The 17,547-nt window shown below is 36.1% G+C and carries 14 protein-coding genes; 4 read left to right on the forward strand and 10 right to left on the reverse strand.

The window, feature by feature from the left end; translation table 11 throughout:
• Positions 1-43 precede the first annotated feature (43 nt).
• The 3 genes from rnc to AC1EUU_RS12830 all read right to left on the reverse strand — a co-directional run bounded on the left by rnc (position 44) and on the right by AC1EUU_RS12830 (position 2,372).
• Positions 44-781, reverse strand: coding sequence for a ribonuclease III (gene rnc, locus AC1EUU_RS12820; RefSeq protein ID WP_480201829.1), 738 nt, complete (start codon positions 779-781; stop codon positions 44-46).
• 7 nt (positions 782-788) lie between these two features.
• The gene (gene fabF / locus AC1EUU_RS12825) at positions 789-2,042 is read right to left on the reverse strand and encodes a beta-ketoacyl-ACP synthase II (RefSeq protein ID WP_480201830.1); all 1,254 of its coding nucleotides are present in this window, start codon (positions 2,040-2,042) and stop codon (positions 789-791) included.
• 93 nt (positions 2,043-2,135) lie between these two features.
• Entirely contained in the window at positions 2,136-2,372 is a 237-nt protein-coding gene (locus AC1EUU_RS12830) for an acyl carrier protein (RefSeq protein ID WP_480195612.1), read from the reverse strand.
• A gap of 178 nt (positions 2,373-2,550) precedes the next feature.
• Between AC1EUU_RS12830 and purN the strand changes: the two genes are divergently transcribed.
• A complete protein-coding gene (purN, locus tag AC1EUU_RS12835) occupies positions 2,551-3,144 on the forward strand; it encodes a phosphoribosylglycinamide formyltransferase (RefSeq protein ID WP_480201831.1) in 594 nt (197 codons plus the stop codon).
• 18 nt (positions 3,145-3,162) lie between these two features.
• Complete coding sequence (locus AC1EUU_RS12840) at positions 3,163-3,801, forward strand: ribonuclease H family protein (protein WP_480201832.1); 639 nt, start codon at positions 3,163-3,165, stop codon at positions 3,799-3,801.
• Between the two features lie 3 nt (positions 3,802-3,804).
• Here the strand turns inward: AC1EUU_RS12840 and AC1EUU_RS12845 are convergent, their stop codons facing one another.
• The gene (locus AC1EUU_RS12845; RefSeq protein ID WP_480201833.1) at positions 3,805-4,452 is read right to left on the reverse strand and encodes a DUF4377 domain-containing protein; all 648 of its coding nucleotides are present in this window, start codon (positions 4,450-4,452) and stop codon (positions 3,805-3,807) included.
• Positions 4,453-4,461: 9 nt separating this feature from the next.
• Positions 4,462-5,676 (reverse strand): aminotransferase class V-fold PLP-dependent enzyme, encoded by a 1,215-nt coding sequence (locus AC1EUU_RS12850; RefSeq protein WP_480201834.1) that lies wholly within the window; start codon positions 5,674-5,676, stop codon positions 4,462-4,464.
• Between the two features lie 94 nt (positions 5,677-5,770).
• Between AC1EUU_RS12850 and AC1EUU_RS12855 the strand changes: the two genes are divergently transcribed.
• Positions 5,771-7,093 carry a serine hydrolase domain-containing protein gene (locus AC1EUU_RS12855; protein WP_480201835.1) on the forward strand — a complete coding sequence of 441 codons (1,323 nt, stop codon included), beginning with the start codon at positions 5,771-5,773 and terminating at the stop codon, positions 7,091-7,093.
• A 7-nt stretch (positions 7,094-7,100) separates the two neighbouring features.
• On the opposite strand, the gene sufD is transcribed toward AC1EUU_RS12855, so the two are convergent.
• The 5 genes from sufD to AC1EUU_RS12880 form a co-directional block, all read right to left on the reverse strand.
• The gene (gene sufD, locus AC1EUU_RS12860; protein ID WP_480201836.1) at positions 7,101-8,423 is read right to left on the reverse strand and encodes a Fe-S cluster assembly protein SufD; all 1,323 of its coding nucleotides are present in this window, start codon (positions 8,421-8,423) and stop codon (positions 7,101-7,103) included.
• Between the two features lie 64 nt (positions 8,424-8,487).
• Positions 8,488-9,225, reverse strand: coding sequence for a Fe-S cluster assembly ATPase SufC (gene sufC, locus AC1EUU_RS12865; RefSeq protein ID WP_480201837.1), 738 nt, complete (start codon positions 9,223-9,225; stop codon positions 8,488-8,490).
• Positions 9,226-9,241: 16 nt separating this feature from the next.
• Positions 9,242-10,099, reverse strand: a complete 858-nt coding sequence (locus AC1EUU_RS12870) for an N-acyl homoserine lactonase family protein (RefSeq protein WP_480201838.1) — start codon at positions 10,097-10,099, stop codon at positions 9,242-9,244.
• A 15-nt stretch (positions 10,100-10,114) separates the two neighbouring features.
• Positions 10,115-11,563 carry a Fe-S cluster assembly protein SufB gene (gene sufB / locus AC1EUU_RS12875; RefSeq protein ID WP_480201839.1) on the reverse strand — a complete coding sequence of 483 codons (1,449 nt, stop codon included), beginning with the start codon at positions 11,561-11,563 and terminating at the stop codon, positions 10,115-10,117.
• A 12-nt stretch (positions 11,564-11,575) separates the two neighbouring features.
• A complete protein-coding gene (locus tag AC1EUU_RS12880) occupies positions 11,576-11,905 on the reverse strand; it encodes a HesB/IscA family protein (protein ID WP_480201840.1) in 330 nt (109 codons plus the stop codon).
• A gap of 545 nt (positions 11,906-12,450) precedes the next feature.
• On the opposite strand from AC1EUU_RS12880, the gene AC1EUU_RS12885 reads away from it, so the two are divergent.
• The coding region (locus AC1EUU_RS12885; RefSeq protein WP_480201841.1) for an Ig-like domain-containing protein at positions 12,451-17,547 on the forward strand (5,097 nt) is incomplete at its 3' end.

Here is a 17,547-nt window from a genome sequence, read left to right on the forward strand (position 1 = left end):
TAATACAATTTCTGAAATTCAACGAAAACGTTTTAGCACTGTCTTAATGAAGCTCAATTTTGTCTTGTAGTCGGTAATAAGCTCTTTTAGAGGCGATCTCTTCAGCTTTTTTCTTAGAGGTTGCGCGACCTTTCGAGATGATATCTTCGTCTAAATAAAGCTTTACACTAAAATGCTTATGCGAGTCGTTACCGGTGTCTTCATAAACATCATACTTAATGCGCCTTTTTTGTTTTTGAGACCATTCAATTAAGAGACTTTTGTAACTTGTTATTTTTCCTTCGAGACGTTCTATATCAACATAAGGTTCAATAACTATTCTATAAATAAAGCGTACTGCATATTTATAGCCTTTATCTAAAAAAATGGCTCCAATTAAGGCTTCAAAAACATTACCATGTATGTTGTCCCCAAAATTTTGTTTCGGCACATTGCTAATTACGAATCGAATAAGACCCAAATCACGCCCTATTTCATTTAAATGTTCACGGCTAACAATTTTTGAGCGCATCTGTGTTAAATAACCTTCTGTACCTAAAGGTAATTTTTTAAATAAGAAATGTGCGATTACCGCACCAAGTATGGCATCGCCTAAAAACTCTAAACGCTCATAGTTTAAAGGCTTTCCATCAGAGGCTGTTTTTTTTAAAGAGCTATGGGTAAATGCTTTTTTAAAATGACGAAGTTTGTTTGGTTTAAAACCAATTACTTTTTGAATTTCAGCAAAAAAAATCTCGTCGTCTTTAGAGCGAGATTGTATTATTTTTTTGATAAAATTCATGTATTATCTATCCATCTATCTTTTTAAATAAAACACAAGCATTATGGCCTCCAAAACCAAAGGTATTACTCATTGCAATTTTTATATCACGTTTTTGAGCTTTATTTAATGTAAGATTCAATTCAGGATCAATGTTTTCGTCTACCGTTGTGTGGTTAATTGTTGGTGGTATAATACCGTGTTCTAAGGCAAGAATGGAAGCTATAGATTCAATAGCTCCTGCGGCGCCTAATAAATGACCGGTCATTGATTTTGTTGAATTGATGTTAATATTTTTGGCATGATCACCAAAAACTTCTTTTATAGCCTTTAATTCAGCTACATCTCCTAATGGGGTAGAAGTACCATGCGTATTGATATGATCTACCTCAGAAGGTTGAACTCCAGCATTCTCCAAACAATTACGCATAACAGCCATAACCCCAATGCCCTCAGGGTGTGGAGCAGTCATATGATGTGCGTCAGAAGATAACCCTCCGCCTAAAACTTCGGCATAAATTTTTGCGCCACGAGCTTTTGCATATTCGTATTCCTCAAGAATAATAGCTCCGGCTCCTTCACCGAGAACAAATCCATCTCTTGTAGCATCAAATGGTCTAGATGCTGTTTCTGGGCTTTCATTTCTTGTTGATAATGCGTGCATTGCATTAAAACCACCCATACCGGCAATTGTTACAGCAGCCTCGCTACCTCCGGTAACAATCACGTCGCAGTGACCCAAACGGATATAGTTTAAAGCGTCTATCATTGCATTGGCAGATGAAGCACATGCTGAAACAGTTGTATAGTTTGGTCCCATAAACCCATGCTTAATAGAGATATTACCTGGAGCAATATCTGCAATCATTTTTGGGATAAAGAAAGGATTAAATCGTGGAGTTCCATCACCACGACCATAGTTAAGTACTTCTTCTTGAAAAGTTTCTAATCCGCCAATACCAGCTCCCCAAACAACACCTACACGAAGTTTATTGATAGTTTCAAGATCTAGGTTGGCATCTTTAATGGCTTCATCTGATGAAACCATGGCATATTGCGTGAATTTATCCATTTTACGAGCTTCTTTTCTGTCAAGAAAATCTGTAGCTGTAAAATTTTTAACTTCACATGCAAAACGAGTTTTAAATTTTTCGGTATCGAAATAAGTAATAGGAGCAGCGCCACTTTTACCGTTCACAAGACCATCCCAATATTCTTGAATGTTATTTCCTATTGGAGTTAGGGCTCCAAGCCCTGTAACAACAACTCGTTTTAATTCCATATTAAATCGGTAATTTAATTAGGTTCTGTAATAATAAAGAACTACGAGCATATCACCATGGTGATGCTCGTAGTCTGAATAAGTATCGTTAGATTACTTCTTAGCTTCTTCTATATAGCTTATTGCTTGGCCAACAGTACCAATGTTTTCTGCTTGATCATCTGGGATTTGAATATCGAATTCTTTTTCAAATTCCATGATTAGCTCTACAGTATCCAAAGAATCTGCGCCTAAATCGTTCGTAAAGTTAGCTTCAGTAGTTACTTCATTCTCGTCAACGCCTAATTTATCAACGATAATTGCCTTTACTCTTGATGCAATGTCTGACATAATTTTCTAATTTTTAAATTTAAAATCGGGGCAAAAATATAAAACTTTGCTTTAAAACAATCTTTTACCACGAAAATATGACGTCTAATTTAAAAAAAATACTTCAATTTTTAATTCAATTAAACTTCAATTGTTAATAATAATTCTTTTTTTTGCGAAAACAATTTCTAAGCACTTCATGAATCGAATTGTAATTTTTGCTTCTGGTTCTGGCACTAATGCAGAGAACATCATAAGATATTTTAAAGACAGCACTTTAGTTACTGTTGTTCAAGTGCTTACAAACAATGAGCATGCCAAAGTTATTGAAAGGGCTAATAACTTAAGAGTGAGCACATTAGCATTTGATAAAAGAGACTTTATGTCAGGAGATCGTGTTTTGAATTTATTAAAAGACGAAGCTGACTTTATTGTTTTGGCTGGATTTCTATGGCGTGTTCCACAGAAAATTGTAGAAGCCTTCCCTAATAAAATTGTGAATGTTCATCCGGCCTTACTACCAAAGTATGGGGGAAAAGGAATGTATGGAATGAATGTGCATAAAGCAGTGGTTGAAAATGGAGAAAAAGAAAGTGGAATAACAATTCATTATGTAAATGAAAATTATGATGAGGGAGCTATTATTTTTCAAAAGTCAGTTAAACTGAATCCAAATGACACTCCAGAGGATGTAGCTTCAAAAATACATGAGCTTGAATATAAGTATTTCCCCAAGGTTATTGAAGCTGTAATACTTAATGAAATACCGAATCTTACTAATATAGATTCTTAATTGCGTTAAAATTAAAAAATGGCTAAAAAGAAAAAATATTACGTTGTTTGGAAAGGCCATAAAACAGGAGTATTTGATTCTTGGGAAGAATGTAAAAAGCATGTAGCAGGTTTTGTAGGTGCAGAGTATAAATCTTTTACAGACAAAAAGGAGGCCGAAAAAGCATCCAAAAAAAAGTACAGTGATTATAAAGGTAAAGATACCAAGAAGAAAAAACTTACTGCATCCGAAAAGGCTAAATATGGTCAGCCGATTTTAAAAAGCCTTTCGGTTGACGCTGCTTGTAGTGGGAATCCTGGAATATTAGAGTACAGAGGTGTGTTAACTGATTCTAAAAAGCAGGTATTTATTCAGGGTCCGTTTAAAAATGGCACCAATAATATCGGTGAATTTTTAGCTTTAGTGCATGGTATCTCATTACTAAAAAGCAAGAAGTTTTATAAATATCCTATTTATTCTGATTCTAGAATTGCCATCTCATGGGTAAAGAAAAAGCAATGTAGAACAAGTATTTTGTTTAACGAAGATAATAAGGATCTAACCGATTTGATAAAAAGGGCAGAGAAATGGTTACAAGAAAATTCGTACCAAAACCCAATTTTGAAATGGGAAACAAAGGCTTGGGGTGAAATTCCAGCGGATTTTGGGCGAAAATAATAGTTACTTGTTATTTAAATTGCAAGTCAGTAATTCAACGTTATCACTGTCATAAATTACCAACTCATTCATAACTATTTTATATGATTTAGCTTTTCGCAGACAATCAAAAAATGTTTTTTCAACGTTCATATTTGTGCAATACATTTTTGTTGCCATAACAAGACCGATAGAAATTTCAGCATTATTACCAGTATAATTTGCGCTATAGTTATTGCACCCAGCATTTCCTGAAATCTGATCGTCTATAAAACTTATAGTTGGCTTTTTTTCAAAAGAAGCTATGCCTTTCATTCTCTCTACTCTCCAATTTCCTTGAAGAGTTTGAGATGAATTTACCTCTTCTTTAACCGCTTTTTTTTCAATAAGTTTTAAGAGGGTGTACTTTAACGATGATGCATCGTTGGGTGGATTTTCAATCTTACTAACGGCAACTTCAATCTTGTAGTTAAACCCTTCTTGAAAATCAAATCCTTCAATTTGATTATAAAATAAACTCCATTCATCTTCGAGTTGCTCTTTAGCTTGCATGCACATTTGATTTCCAGTACCTTGACAATCAACCAGCCTTGGAGCAATGTATATAACTTTATTTTTATCACACGAATTGATAATTAATCCTAAGAATAGTAAAGAGAAAACTTTTAGCATATAACCAGTTTATAATAACATCGTCTTTGCTCGTTTTACGGCTTCTACTAATTTAATGATTTCCTCTTTAGTGTTATAAAAGGCGAATGAAGCGCGAACGGTGCCTGGAATTTGGTAATAATCCATAATAGGTTGCGCGCAATGATGACCCGTACGTACAGCAATACCTAGTTTATCAACGATAGACCCAATATCATAAGGATGGATGCCTTCAATATTAAAAGAGATAACCGAAGTTTTATTTGGAGATGTTCCGTAAATTTTTAGCCCATCAATTTCTAATAGTTTTTTAGTGCCAAACTCAAGTAATTCTTCTTCGTAGCGAGCAATATGATTGAACCCAATTTTGTTCATGTAATCAATCGCAACTCCAAAAGCAATTCCACCAGCAATATTTGGTGTTCCGGCCTCAAATTTATGAGGTAAATCAGCATAGGTGGTTTTCTCAAAAGTAACTTCTTTAATCATTTCACCACCACCTTGATAGGGGGGCAATTGCTTCAGCAAAGCTTCTTTTCCGTACAAGATACCAACTCCCGTTGGACCACACATTTTATGTGCTGAAGCCACATAAAAATCAACATCTAATGCTTGAACATCAGGTTTAATATGTGGACAAGCTTGTGCTCCATCAATTAGTACAGCAGCTCCAACTTGATGTGCCTTCTCAATAATCTCTTCAATTGGATTTATCGTCCCTAAAGCGTTAGAGATATGATTTACAAAAACAAGTTTGGTTTTTTTAGAAAGTAATTTATGATAGGTAGGCATATTAAGCTGACCATCACTATTCATTGGTATAACTTTAAGCTCGGCTCCTGTTTTTTCACAAAGCATTTGCCAAGGAACAATATTAGAATGATGTTCAAGTGCAGAAACAATAACCTCATCATTTTTTTTCAAAAGTGAAGCAAAACCATTAGCTACTAAATTAATACTGTGTGTTGTACCAGAAGTAAAAATAATCTCATGCGGTTGACGTGCATTAAAGTGCTTTTGAATCTTATTACGAGCTTCTTCATAAGCATCGGTTGCTTCTTGACTTAATGAATGCACACCTCTATGAATATTAGCATTATAATTTGAGTAATAATCTACAATGCTATCAATCACAATTTTTGGAGTTTGCGAGGTGGCGGCATTGTCAAAATACACTAAAGGTTTTCCATTTACTTTGCGCTGTAAAATTGGGAAGTCAGCTCTTATTTTTTCTACGTCTAACATGTTGATAAATGAAACACAAAACTACAAAACAAAGTATAAATTCAATCGATTCGTATATATTTGTTTACCGTTCAATCTAATGGCATATTAAATCATGAAAAAGTTTCTAAAATATTTCTTATTACTTCTTTTGTTAGCACTTGTTTATATAGTTTATAATCAATATCCTAGGCTTAATATTTTGGCGGGTTATTCTGCTAAAAACATGAGCTCATCAGTTTTTCTTGCCAAAAGGTCTTTAGAATTTACAGATTTGCATGATAATAACTTTTCGCCGGTAAATTTAGCTTCAGATGAGGTGGATACAGAAGAAAAATCAACAACAGCTTCTGTATATGGGCTTTTAACGAGAAAAGCAATTTACAGAGATGGGTTAGGCAGTGTTTTGGTACCTAAAGATTATGTTGGTGGTGAAACTTTTCTATCGCCTAAAAGAATTAAAATCAAAACGAATTTACCATATCCATATGGGGACCTGGCTCAAAAAGATACCATTTTCAAAAATGTTAATTATAAAAATTTAGATGAAATAATTAACGATGCTTTTGATAGTATTAATAAAACAAGAGCTGTTTTGGTAATATATAAAGATCAAATTATAACTGAGAAGTATGCTGAGGGATTCAATAAGAACTCTAAGATTTTAGGATGGTCTATGACTAAAAGTTTAACAAGTACTGTTTTTGGAATTCTACAAAGCAAGGGTAAGTTAAATATTGACGATAAAGCTCCAATTACGTCATGGCAAGGCGACGATCGTTCTGAAATAACAATTAATAACTTATTGCAAATGAATAGCGGTCTAGAGTGGGACGAAGACTATAATAACATTTCTGATGTTACGAAGATGTTGTTTTTAGCTGAAAACATGGGTAAGGTGCAAGAAGATAAAAAGTTCGTGGGTAAATCAAATGAAACTTGGAATTATTCGTCTGGAACTTCTAATCTTTTATCAAATATTTCAAGGGGTTATTTTGATTCGCATCAAACCTATTTAGATTTTTGGTATGGTGATTTCATTGATAAAATTGGTATGCATTCTATGACGATTGAAACAGATCTAGATGGTAATTATGTTGGGTCTTCTTATGGGTGGGCAACACCTAGGGATTGGGGAAAATTTGGTTTATTATATCTCCATAGAGGTAGTTGGAATGGTCAAAAGATTTTTGACGAATCTTGGGTAGATTACGTAATTAAACCAACAAATACATCCGAAGGCAGATATGGAGGTCATTTTTGGTTAAATGCAGGAGGATTCTATCCGGATGCTCCTAAAGATACTTATTCGGCCAATGGATATCAAGGACAACGCGTTTTTATAGTGCCATCAAAAGATTTGGTAATCGTTAGAATGGGTCTTAGTACAATGGATTTTAATGGATTGTTGAAAGGTGTTGTTTCAACAATAAATTAAGTGGTTATTATAAATCAAACCCAAGATCAACACCTAACTTTTTAGCAATCAATTTTGTAATACGAGCTTTTAATTCTGGAATTTTAATTTGTTCTAATGCGTCATTGGCAAAAGCATAGAGTAATAATCCCTTTGCCTCTTTTTGAGGTATTCCGCGAGAGCGCATATAGAACAAAGCGTCTTCATCTAATTGACCAATCGTACAACCATGAGAGCATTTCACATCATCAGCGAATATTTCAAGTTGAGGTTTTGAGTTGATAGTTGCACCATCATCCATCAGAATATTATTATTCTGTTGAAAGGCGTTGATCTTTTGTGCGATTTTATCAACGATTACTTTACCATTAAAAACACCCGTAGACTTATCAGCATACATGCCTTTATATAATTCATGACTTTCACAATTCGGAAATTTGTGATGCACTAAGGTATGGTTATCAACATGTTGCTTTTCACCGATAATGGTGATCCCGTTTAGGTTAGAATTACAATGTTCACCTTCTTGATAGAAATCAAGATTATTTCTGGTTAAATTACCTCCAAAAGAAAACGTATTTACAGAAACGATACTATTTTTTTGCTGTTTCACAAAAGTATTATCAATTAATGAAGCTGATTTCTCGTCATTTTGAATTTTATAATAATCAACAATGGCACGTCTATTAGCAAAAATTTCGGTAACACAATTTGTTAAAGTTATATTCGAGCTTAAGCTTTGATGACGTTCAATAATTTGAACATGAGAATTTTCACCAACAACAATTAAATTTCTGGGTTGTAGCAAAATTTCTTTTTCACTTCCTGTTGAAAAATGCACGATCTGAATTGGCTTAGGAAGTATAGTGTTTTTAGGAACGTGAATATAAGCTCCTTCTTTGGAAAAAGCAGTATTTAAAGAAGTTATACTATCTTTTTTAGAGGCAATAGTGTTAAAGTAATGGTCAACAACCATTTTATATTTTGGCTTTTTAAGAGCTGCAGAGAGTAAGCAAATATCATAGCCGTCATGTGAGGTCTCAGATAAAAAAGAACTATAAACGCCGTCAATAAAAACAATTTTATAGGATTCTATTTCGTGTAAAAAATATTTTTTTACAGCAGCGAACTCAATAGCAGTTTCAGTCTCGGGAAATACATTATAGTCATGCTTTAATACAGGCTTCAACGAGGTGTATTTCCACTCTTCATCTTGACGAGTTGGGAATCCTTTTTTTTCAAAATGCGTAAATGCTTCTGAACGTATTTCGTGTACAGAACTTTCAATATCTGTACTCACTTTATTTTCAAACGCTAAAAAAGAAGCTGCTAATTTTTCTTTTAAATCCATTGCTTTGATTTTCAATCTCCAATTTGCAACAAGTGGTTTAATCTGCCTTGTCGCTGTCAACTATTTATTTAACCCAATCGTAGCCTTTTTCTTCTAACTCTAAGGCCAATTCTTTGTTACCTGATTTTACAATTTTCCCTTCATGTAAAACATGCACAAAGTCTGGTATAATATATTCTAAAAGACGCTGATAATGCGTAATAACAATTACGGCTTTATCCTTGCTCTTTAGTTTATTTACACCATTCGCCACTATCTTAAGTGCATCAATATCTAAACCAGAATCTGTTTCATCTAAGATGGCTAACTTAGGCTCTAGCATGGCCATCTGGAAAATTTCGTTACGCTTTTTTTCACCACCAGAAAACCCTTCGTTCAAAGAACGCGATAAGAATTTACGATCGATCTCTAATAATTCGGCTGTTTCACGAATTTTCTTTAACATGTCCTTAGCGGGAAGCTCTTCTTTGCCATTCGCTTTACGCGTTTCGTTAATGGCAGTTTTAATAAAATTAGTAACCGTAACCCCCGGGATTTCCACAGGATATTGAAAAGACAAAAAGATACCCTTGTGAGCACGCTCATCTGGCGCCAGATCTTCCAAATCTTCGCCATCTAGAATGATTTTTCCTTCTGTTATTTCATAGTCTTCTCTTCCGGCAATAACCGAAGAAAGAGTACTCTTGCCAGAACCGTTTGGCCCCATAATGGCATGCACTTCTCCGGGCTTAACATTTAAATTAATCCCTTTAAGAATGTTTTTATCCTCTATGCTTGCGTGTAAATTTTTTATTTCTAACATCTTAAGCAGTAAGCTTTTAATTGTTTAATAATTCTTTTAATCTTCTAAAATCTTTTGGAGAATGCTGTATAATTACAGTTGCATTTTTCTCTTTGGCGAATGCTTCAAAATTCTCCATACTCTTTTTAGTAAGTTCGGCATCATAATTAAATGACGGAACAATTTTATGTTTTCTATTTTCTTCAAAATGATATAGGTCGCCAGTTAGTAAAATGGGCTGCTCTAAACCCAAATTAACATAAAGTACTTGATGGCCAATGGTATGACCAGGCATCGATTTTATAACTATGCTACCGTCTCCAAAAACGTCATGATCACCATTCAGTTTTTGAACCTTTGTCAATTCTTTAATTGAATTGTAAGTGTTTGGATCTTTTAAGCGAGCTGAGTCATTTGTCACAAAATTGTATTCATTCTCTTGTACCAACCATGTAGCTTTTTTTAACTGATTTGCATGGCCAATATGATCGAAATGTGAATGCGATAGTGCTATAAAATCAATACTATCTAATGAAATATTAATTGCTGCTAATTGATTTTTTAGAGAGTCTTTTCTCGAAACAGTAAAGGCTCCACTAGGGTCAGTAAAAGGATCTTGCCCAACCAGATTTTCCGGTAAACCGGCATCCCACATTAAAACCCCCTTAGGATGTTCAATGATATAATAAGCATCAGCAAATTGTTTTGATTTTCCTTGGTATGTGGTGTCTTGAGAAAACAGTTCTAATTTATTAACATTAATTGTTCCTCCATCTAAAGCATGTAAGGTGATTTTAGGTTTTGAAACATTTGTTTCAGTGACTTTTTGATTTTTTTTAGAATCCTTACAGGCAAAAACGGTAAATACAACAAGAAGAAGAATGATTTTTTTCATGCTAAAAGTAATTAATTAACCAACTGATCCCTCAAGGCTTATTTCTAATAATTTTTGAGCCTCTACCGCAAATTCCATCGGTAATTTATTTAACACCTCTTTGCTGAAACCATTCACTATCAAGGCAATAGCTTTATCCGTATCGATACCTCTTTGATTACAATAAAATAACTGGTCTTCACCAATTTTAGAGGTGGTGGCTTCATGTTCTATTTGAGCTGATTTGTTTTTTGCCTCAATGTATGGAAACGTATGTGCTCCGCACTCATTTCCCATTAATAAAGAATCACATTGCGAAAAATTTCGAGAATTTTCTGCTCTTGAACTAATTTGCACTAATCCTCTGTAGGAGTTTTGTGATTTTCCTGCTGAGATACCTTTTGAAATAATCGTGCTTTTCGTGTTTTTTCCTAAATGAATCATTTTGGTTCCTGTATCAGCTTGCTGGTAATTATTGGTTACTGCTATCGAATAAAATTCACCAATAGAATTATTGCCTTTAAGTATGCAACTTGGGTATTTCCAAGTAACGGCAGAGCCGGTTTCAACCTGAGTCCATGAAATTTTAGAGTTTGTTTCGCACAATCCTCTCTTAGTTACAAAATTAAATACACCGCCTTTACCTTCTTTATCACCAGGGAACCAATTTTGTACTGTAGAATATTTTATTTCAGCATTGTCTAAAGCTATGAGTTCAACTACTGCGGCATGTAATTGATTTTCATCACGTTGTGGAGCTGTACAGCCCTCAAGATAACTCACATAGCTACTTTCGTCGGCAATTACTAAAGTACGTTCGAACTGACCCGTACCTCCTTCATTAATACGAAAATAGGTAGATAGTTCCATTGGGCATTTTACGCCTTTTGGAATATAACAAAAAGAGCCGTCGCTAAATACAGCGCTGTTCAATGCAGCATAAAAATTGTCGGTTTTTGGAACTACTGTCCCTATATATTTTTTTACTAACTCTGGGTGTTCTTGGATGGCTTCTGAAATAGGGCAGAAAATGATTCCTTTTTCGGCTAAAGTCTCCTTGAATGTGGTGGCTACAGAAACAGAGTCCATTACAATATCTACTGCAACTCCCGAAAGGCGTTTTTGCTCTTCAATTGAAATTCCTAATTTTTCAAAAGTCTTTAATAGTTCAGGATCTACTTGATCTAAGCTTTCTAATTCTGGCTTTTTCTTTGGCGCAGAATAATAAGAGATATTTTGAAAATCGGGTTTAGGATAATTTACATTGGCCCAATCTGGCTCTTCCATTTTTTGCCAAATTCTAAAAGCATCTAATCGCCATTCTGTCATCCAGTTGGGCTCATTTTTCTTTTCAGATATTGCTCTAACAATATTTTCATCTAAGCCTACAGGAAACTTATCAGCTTCTATATCTGTATAAAACCCGTACTCGTATTCTTTAGTTTCGAGTTCTTTCTTTAAATCATCTTCTGTGTACTTACTCATGCTGTAAAAAAATTAAAGCGCAAAACTCTCACCGCAACCACATGTTCTATTGGCATTTGGATTGTTAAATACAAATCCTTTACCATTAAGACCTCCAGAATACTCCAGAGTAGTTCCAACTAAATATAAAAAGCTCTTTTTATCTACGATTATTTTAATGTCGTTATCTTCAAAAACCTTATCACTCTGTTGTTGGTTTTTATCAAAATTTAATTCATAAGATAAACCTGAACATCCTCCACTCTTAACACCTACACGAACAAAATCAGTGGTAGCGTCAAAGCCTCCTTCATTCATGAGCTGTATTACCTTATTTTTTGCTGCATCAGAAACTTGAATCATAACTCAATTTTTGCTGAAATTAAATAGAGTGCAAAGGTACATTAATTAGCTTAAATAGAAAACCTCAAGAGTTAGATGAATTTCGTCATAATTGTTTATAACATTTTGTATGTATAAATATGAGGTAATCAATACTATATCCACTCTTTTAGCGTTTTTATAATAGGCATAAGAAATAAGTTATCAACAAATTTTTGAGGTTATTAACATAATGTTAACAACATTAGGTCTAAAATATATATTTGTGTAATTTATCTTAAGTATAAGCAGTAACGATTTAGCTCATAAAATTGCAGCTGCATAATGAATAAATAAAAAGGGTGTTTTCACTAAAAATATTTGCAATACTGCTACTTGCTAGGCATTAAGTTTTTTTTAATGCTTAGCGGGTGCTTTGGTTTTAAGGGTGTTCTATAACTGGCAAGGGAGGCTGTTTAGAAAAAGAAAAAGAAATATGAAATGTGACTTTATCAAAAAAAAGGGTCGAACATGTTAATCATTGTATGGTAAAAACAATACTCAGTAAACCAAAATTTAAACTAACCTTGAGTAACCTTAAAAATAAGGTAAAAGTATTTTTATCAATTTTTATGATGTTATTGTCGACTTCGACGATAGCTCAAACTTTTGACGCCCATTGGTGGAATGGCAGAGGGTATCTCATGGATTTTAGAACTTCACCCCCTACCATTACCTGTAGCTTACCGTCAGATGGTGCCTTTGAAGCAACTTCTGCATGGAGTGATCCGGTTACCGGAAACTTATTGTTCTATGCGGACTTAGGAACAGTACGAGATAATACCGGGACACTTTTTACAAATGGGACAGGCATCAATACCAATGCTACACGTACCCAAATGGCGGTGGCCATGCCGGTACCAGGGACCAATTTAGATCAAATTTACTTGCTTCATGGAGATGGGAGTAACGAAAGTAACAACGGTACGGCATATTATTCTATAATTGATGTTACCACCAATACCGTTTTAAGTAAAAACACCTTATTAAATAATTCGACTACCGAAGCCTTGTATGGTACCAACAATGGGGCTTTATGTGGCGCGTGGGTGGCAACCATGGCGAATGATGTAGCGGGCTGCACAACAAATTGTGCAGGGAGCATCAATTTATGGAGAGTGGATGAGGCGAATTTATTATCACCGGCAAGAGCAAATGCGCCGGACGTATCAGTAAGTTTACCAATTAATATTCCAGTTCGTGGAGAAAGAGCATCCATCCGATTTTCGCAACAAAATGATCGGATTGCAATAGCGATTGAAAATGGAGGAATCTTTTATGCCAACTTTAATTCAACCACGGGCGCAATCGGTGCTTGGACTCATGTACCGTTTACTGCCGGACTTACAACAGCTGGATATAGCCTTGAGTTTTCACCTGATGGTAGTAGAATATATTATGCACACAGTACAACCATTGGATGGGCTAGTCCATTATACATGCATATTATTGGTGCCGCCAACTCGGTACTTATTGAAAATGGAACATTAGGAGCTTGGGCGGGTGTACAATTAGGACCAGACGGCCAAATGTACATGGCTGACAATGGAAGCGGGAATGTGTACTATTTAACAAATCCTAATACAGTAACTACGGCAGCAAGTGCTAATTTTCAATTTTTAGATATAAGCACATATGCCACTTGTAATAATGGCGACCTACAAGGTTATAATTTTACACAACAAGTTGTCTTTTTCCCAACATGTCTAGTAGATACAGATAATGACGGTATTTATAATGAATCAGATATTGATGATGATAATGACGGAATTATAGATACTGTTGAAGGTGTTGGAGATACTGATGGTGATGGAGTCATAAACAATCTCGATCTTGACTCAGATGGAGACGGTATACCTGATAATATAGAAGGACAAACTACAACAGGTTACATAGCCCCAAGTGGGATAGACTCTGACAACAACGGACTTGACGATGCCTATGAAAGTGCACCGGGCAATGGTGAAGGAATTACGGTAGTGAATACCGATGGTACCGATAATCCCGATTACTTGGATACCAATAGTGATAACGATGGTGGTGATGATACTTCTGAAGCAGGGATTGTATTAGCAGGTACTGATTCAGATGGCGACGGCCTTGATGACAATATAGATACATCAGCCGATTATTCAGACCCCGGAGGAACCATAGACAATCCTCTAAGTGGGGCGGTAACACTGCCAGATGTTGATGGTGACGCAACCACGGGTGGAGATGTAGACTATAGAGATATTTTTGATGTAGATGACTTTGACGGCGACGGCATTTTAAATAATGAAGATTTAGACGATGATAACGATGGTATAACAGATACGCAAGAATTATGTGGAACAGACCCTGTAACTTCTGTAATTCCGTCTACCATTGTAATATCTATTTTAACAGATGCATTTCCCGCAGAGACCACATGGACGTTAACCGGTCCTTCAGGGGTGCTGGCCACAGGAGGGCCATACCCAGGGCAACCAAATACCACAATTACTACATCAGTTCCAACACTTTTAACAGGAGCCTTTTCATTTACGATTAATGATAGTGGAGGCAATGGGATTTGCTGTGCATTTGGAAATGGTTCTTACGATGTATCTGTCAATGGAGCCTCTGTAGCAAGTGGAGGTAGTTTTGGAGCTTCAGAAACAACAAATTTTGTTGTGGGTACAAATATAAACCCATTTTCTTGTCTTTCAGGAGATCCGAATGAAGACGATGATGGCGACGGAATATTGAACTTTGAAGATCCCAATTTCTGTACACTTAATGCCAATGGTGTTTGTGCAAATCTAGATACAGATGGTGATGGAATCATAAATAGCTTAGATCTTGACTCAGATAATGACGGTATTTTCGACATAATTGAATCAAATGCTGTTTCCGTAAGCGGTGTCGCTGATGCCAATAACGATGGTATGATTGATGGTGCCAATGCTGCGACGGTTGGAGCAAACGGAGTTTTTGACACTGTTGAAACCGTAGCCGAAAGCGGTTTGTTAGCATACACCATTGCTGAAAGCACAGACGATACCGATACCATAGTAAACTTTTTAGATTTAGATAGTGATGGCGATGGGATACCAGATAATGTCGAAGGTCAAACAACGGTAGGGTACATTGCACCGAACGGAGTGTACAACTCATTTGGAGTAGATACGGCCTATTTAACAGGTATAGATCCTACAAATACAGACGGAGCCGATAATCCAGATTACTTAGATACCGATAGTGATAATGAAGGAGCCAATGACACCACCGAGGCCAATATCACTTTAACAAATACAGATACCGATGGTGATGGTTTAGATGATGCCACCGATGCTACGGCAGATTATACAGATCCCGGAGGTACTATAGACGATCCCTTGTCTGGGGCGGTCATTTTACCAGACATTGACGGAGATGCAAATTCAGGAGGTGATGTAGATTTTAGAGATACTACCAACGACAGTGCGGATCTTGTACTTACAAAGTCGGTAAATGATAGTTCACCACCTGTAGGTACCAATGTTACGTTCTCGATATCGGTATTAAATGGCGGGCCAAGCGATGCAACTGGAGTTCAGGTTACAGATCTTTTACCATCAGGATTTACATATGTTAGTGATGATGGAGGAGGAGCTTATAATTCGGGTACAGGCCTTTGGAATATAGGCAATTTAAACAGTAGTACTTCAGTAACTTTACAGATCGTTGCTACTGTGAACGCAACAGGCTCCTACTTGAATTCTGCTGAGGTAACAGCGAGTAATAACCCTGATCCAGATTCTACTCCAAATAACAATAATCCAACCGAAGATGATCAAGATAGCGTTTCAGTAAGCCCTATAATTGTTGGAGATCAAGATGCCGATGGTATTCTTGATATTGATGATTTTGATGATGACAATGACGGAATTACAGATACACAAGAATTATGTGGAACCGATCCAACGGCACCACCAGTTACAAATTCTACAATAACAGTTTCTATATTAACAGATAACTTCCCAAATGAAACTACGTGGATTTTAACTGCTCCTTCCGGTCAAATTGCCAGTGGAGGTCCTTATGGAAGTGCAGGCACAACATTCAATACTGTTGTAAATACAACAGAAACCGGTCAATTCAACTTTACCATATTTGATTCATACGGAGATGGAATTTGTTGCGGTTTTGGTACAGGATCATATACCGTAACCGTCGGAGCTACAACGGTAGCCTCAGGAGGAGCGTTCGCATTTTCAGAGTCTACTGATTTTACAATAGCCACTCCTCCATATAATGCATTCTCTTGTTTTACTTCTGATCCGGCAGGCGATGACGATACTGACACCATACCAAATTATCAGGACCCTGATTGGGCAGTTGCCAACGGAACCACTATAAATTCGAATGGAGTAGCAGCAAGCTTAGATGCGGATGGAGATGGTATTATTAACAGCTTAGATCTCGATTCAGATAATGATGGGATCTTTGATCTTATTGAAGCCAATGCAGACAGTGTTTCAGGAGTTGCAGACGCCGATGATAATGGTAGAATAGATGGAGCTACTTCAGCAACAGTTGGAGCTAATGGTGTCTTTGATACAGTGGAAACTGTAGCTGAAAGTGGACTCTTGGCATATACGATAGCAGATACAGATTCCAACTCAACATACGATCCTTATCAATTAGATTCAGACAATGATGGTTGTTTCGATGTAGTTGAAGCCGGATATACAGATGATAATAGCGATGGTATTTTAGGACCATTAACGGTTACTGTAAATGGCAATGGATTGGTTACAAGTGGATCTGATGGTTATACAACACCCGCTGATGCAGATTCAAATACGGTATTTGATTTTCAAGAGGTTGGAACAGGACCAAGTATAACGGTGCAACCTTCAAGTCAAATAATTTGTGCTGGAGCAAATGGAAGTTTTAGTGTTACTGCGACAGGTTCAAATTTAACATATCAATGGCAGTTAGATACGGGTAGTGGTTTTAATGACTTATCTAATGGAGGTGTTTATTCAGGAGTTAACACTTCTACATTAGTTATTACAGGAGCAACAGAAAGTCTTGACACATATCAATATCGAGTAATAGTTGGTAATAGTGCTTATGTCTGTGGAGATGTCAATTCAAATGCAGCTATATTAACGGTTCCTGATGTTTCTTTTGGAGGAGGAGGAACGGATCCAACCACATGTGGAGGAGTTGACGGTTCTATTACTTTTAATCAACTTGAAGGTAGTACGGCCTACACAGTTTCATATTTAGATGATGGGGTTCCTGTAGGACCAATAAATGTAAATACTAACCCAGGAGGTGTATTTCAGATTACTGGTTTAGACGCGGGAAATTATACAAATATAATTGTTACTACTTCTGGTTGTTCTAGTAGTCCAATTAATATTACTTTATCAGACCCAGCTTTACCTAGCGCTCCTACAGGATCTGCAACTCAAAGTTTTTGTGAAAGTGATAATGCAACTGTAGCTGATTTAGTTGCTACGGGTTCTAGTATACAATGGTATGCAAATGCTACTGGAGGTTCGCCACTTGCAGGCACAACAGTTCTGGTTGATGGCGAAGATTATTTTGCAACACAGACTGTTAGTGGTTGTGAAAGTTCGAGTCGTTTTGAAGTAACGGTTTCTATT

The sequence above is a fragment of the Maritimimonas sp. 2205BS37-2 genome (assembly GCF_056591755.1).

Bases quoted from the DNA above. Each gene is read 5' to 3' on its own strand.
- purN (WP_480201831.1), top strand. From the start codon at position 2,551: ATGAATCGAATTGTAATTTTTGCTTCTGGTTCTGGCACTAATGCAGAG.
- AC1EUU_RS12840 (WP_480201832.1), top strand. From the start codon at position 3,163: ATGGCTAAAAAGAAAAAATATTACGTTGTTTGGAAAGGCCATAAAACA.
- AC1EUU_RS12850 (WP_480201834.1), bottom strand. From the start codon at position 5,676: ATGTTAGACGTAGAAAAAATAAGAGCTGACTTCCCAATTTTACAGCGC.
- AC1EUU_RS12830 (WP_480195612.1), bottom strand. From the start codon at position 2,372: ATGTCAGACATTGCATCAAGAGTAAAGGCAATTATCGTTGATAAATTA.
- rnc (WP_480201829.1), bottom strand. From the start codon at position 781: ATGAATTTTATCAAAAAAATAATACAATCTCGCTCTAAAGACGACGAG.
- sufB (WP_480201839.1), bottom strand. From the start codon at position 11,563: ATGAGTAAGTACACAGAAGATGATTTAAAGAAAGAACTCGAAACTAAA.
- AC1EUU_RS12880 (WP_480201840.1), bottom strand. From the start codon at position 11,905: ATGATTCAAGTTTCTGATGCAGCAAAAAATAAGGTAATACAGCTCATG.
- AC1EUU_RS12870 (WP_480201838.1), bottom strand. From the start codon at position 10,099: ATGAAAAAAATCATTCTTCTTCTTGTTGTATTTACCGTTTTTGCCTGT.
- AC1EUU_RS12855 (WP_480201835.1), top strand. From the start codon at position 5,771: ATGAAAAAGTTTCTAAAATATTTCTTATTACTTCTTTTGTTAGCACTT.
- sufC (WP_480201837.1), bottom strand. From the start codon at position 9,225: ATGTTAGAAATAAAAAATTTACACGCAAGCATAGAGGATAAAAACATT.
- fabF (WP_480201830.1), bottom strand. From the start codon at position 2,042: ATGGAATTAAAACGAGTTGTTGTTACAGGGCTTGGAGCCCTAACTCCA.
- AC1EUU_RS12845 (WP_480201833.1), bottom strand. From the start codon at position 4,452: ATGCTAAAAGTTTTCTCTTTACTATTCTTAGGATTAATTATCAATTCG.
- sufD (WP_480201836.1), bottom strand. From the start codon at position 8,423: ATGGATTTAAAAGAAAAATTAGCAGCTTCTTTTTTAGCGTTTGAAAAT.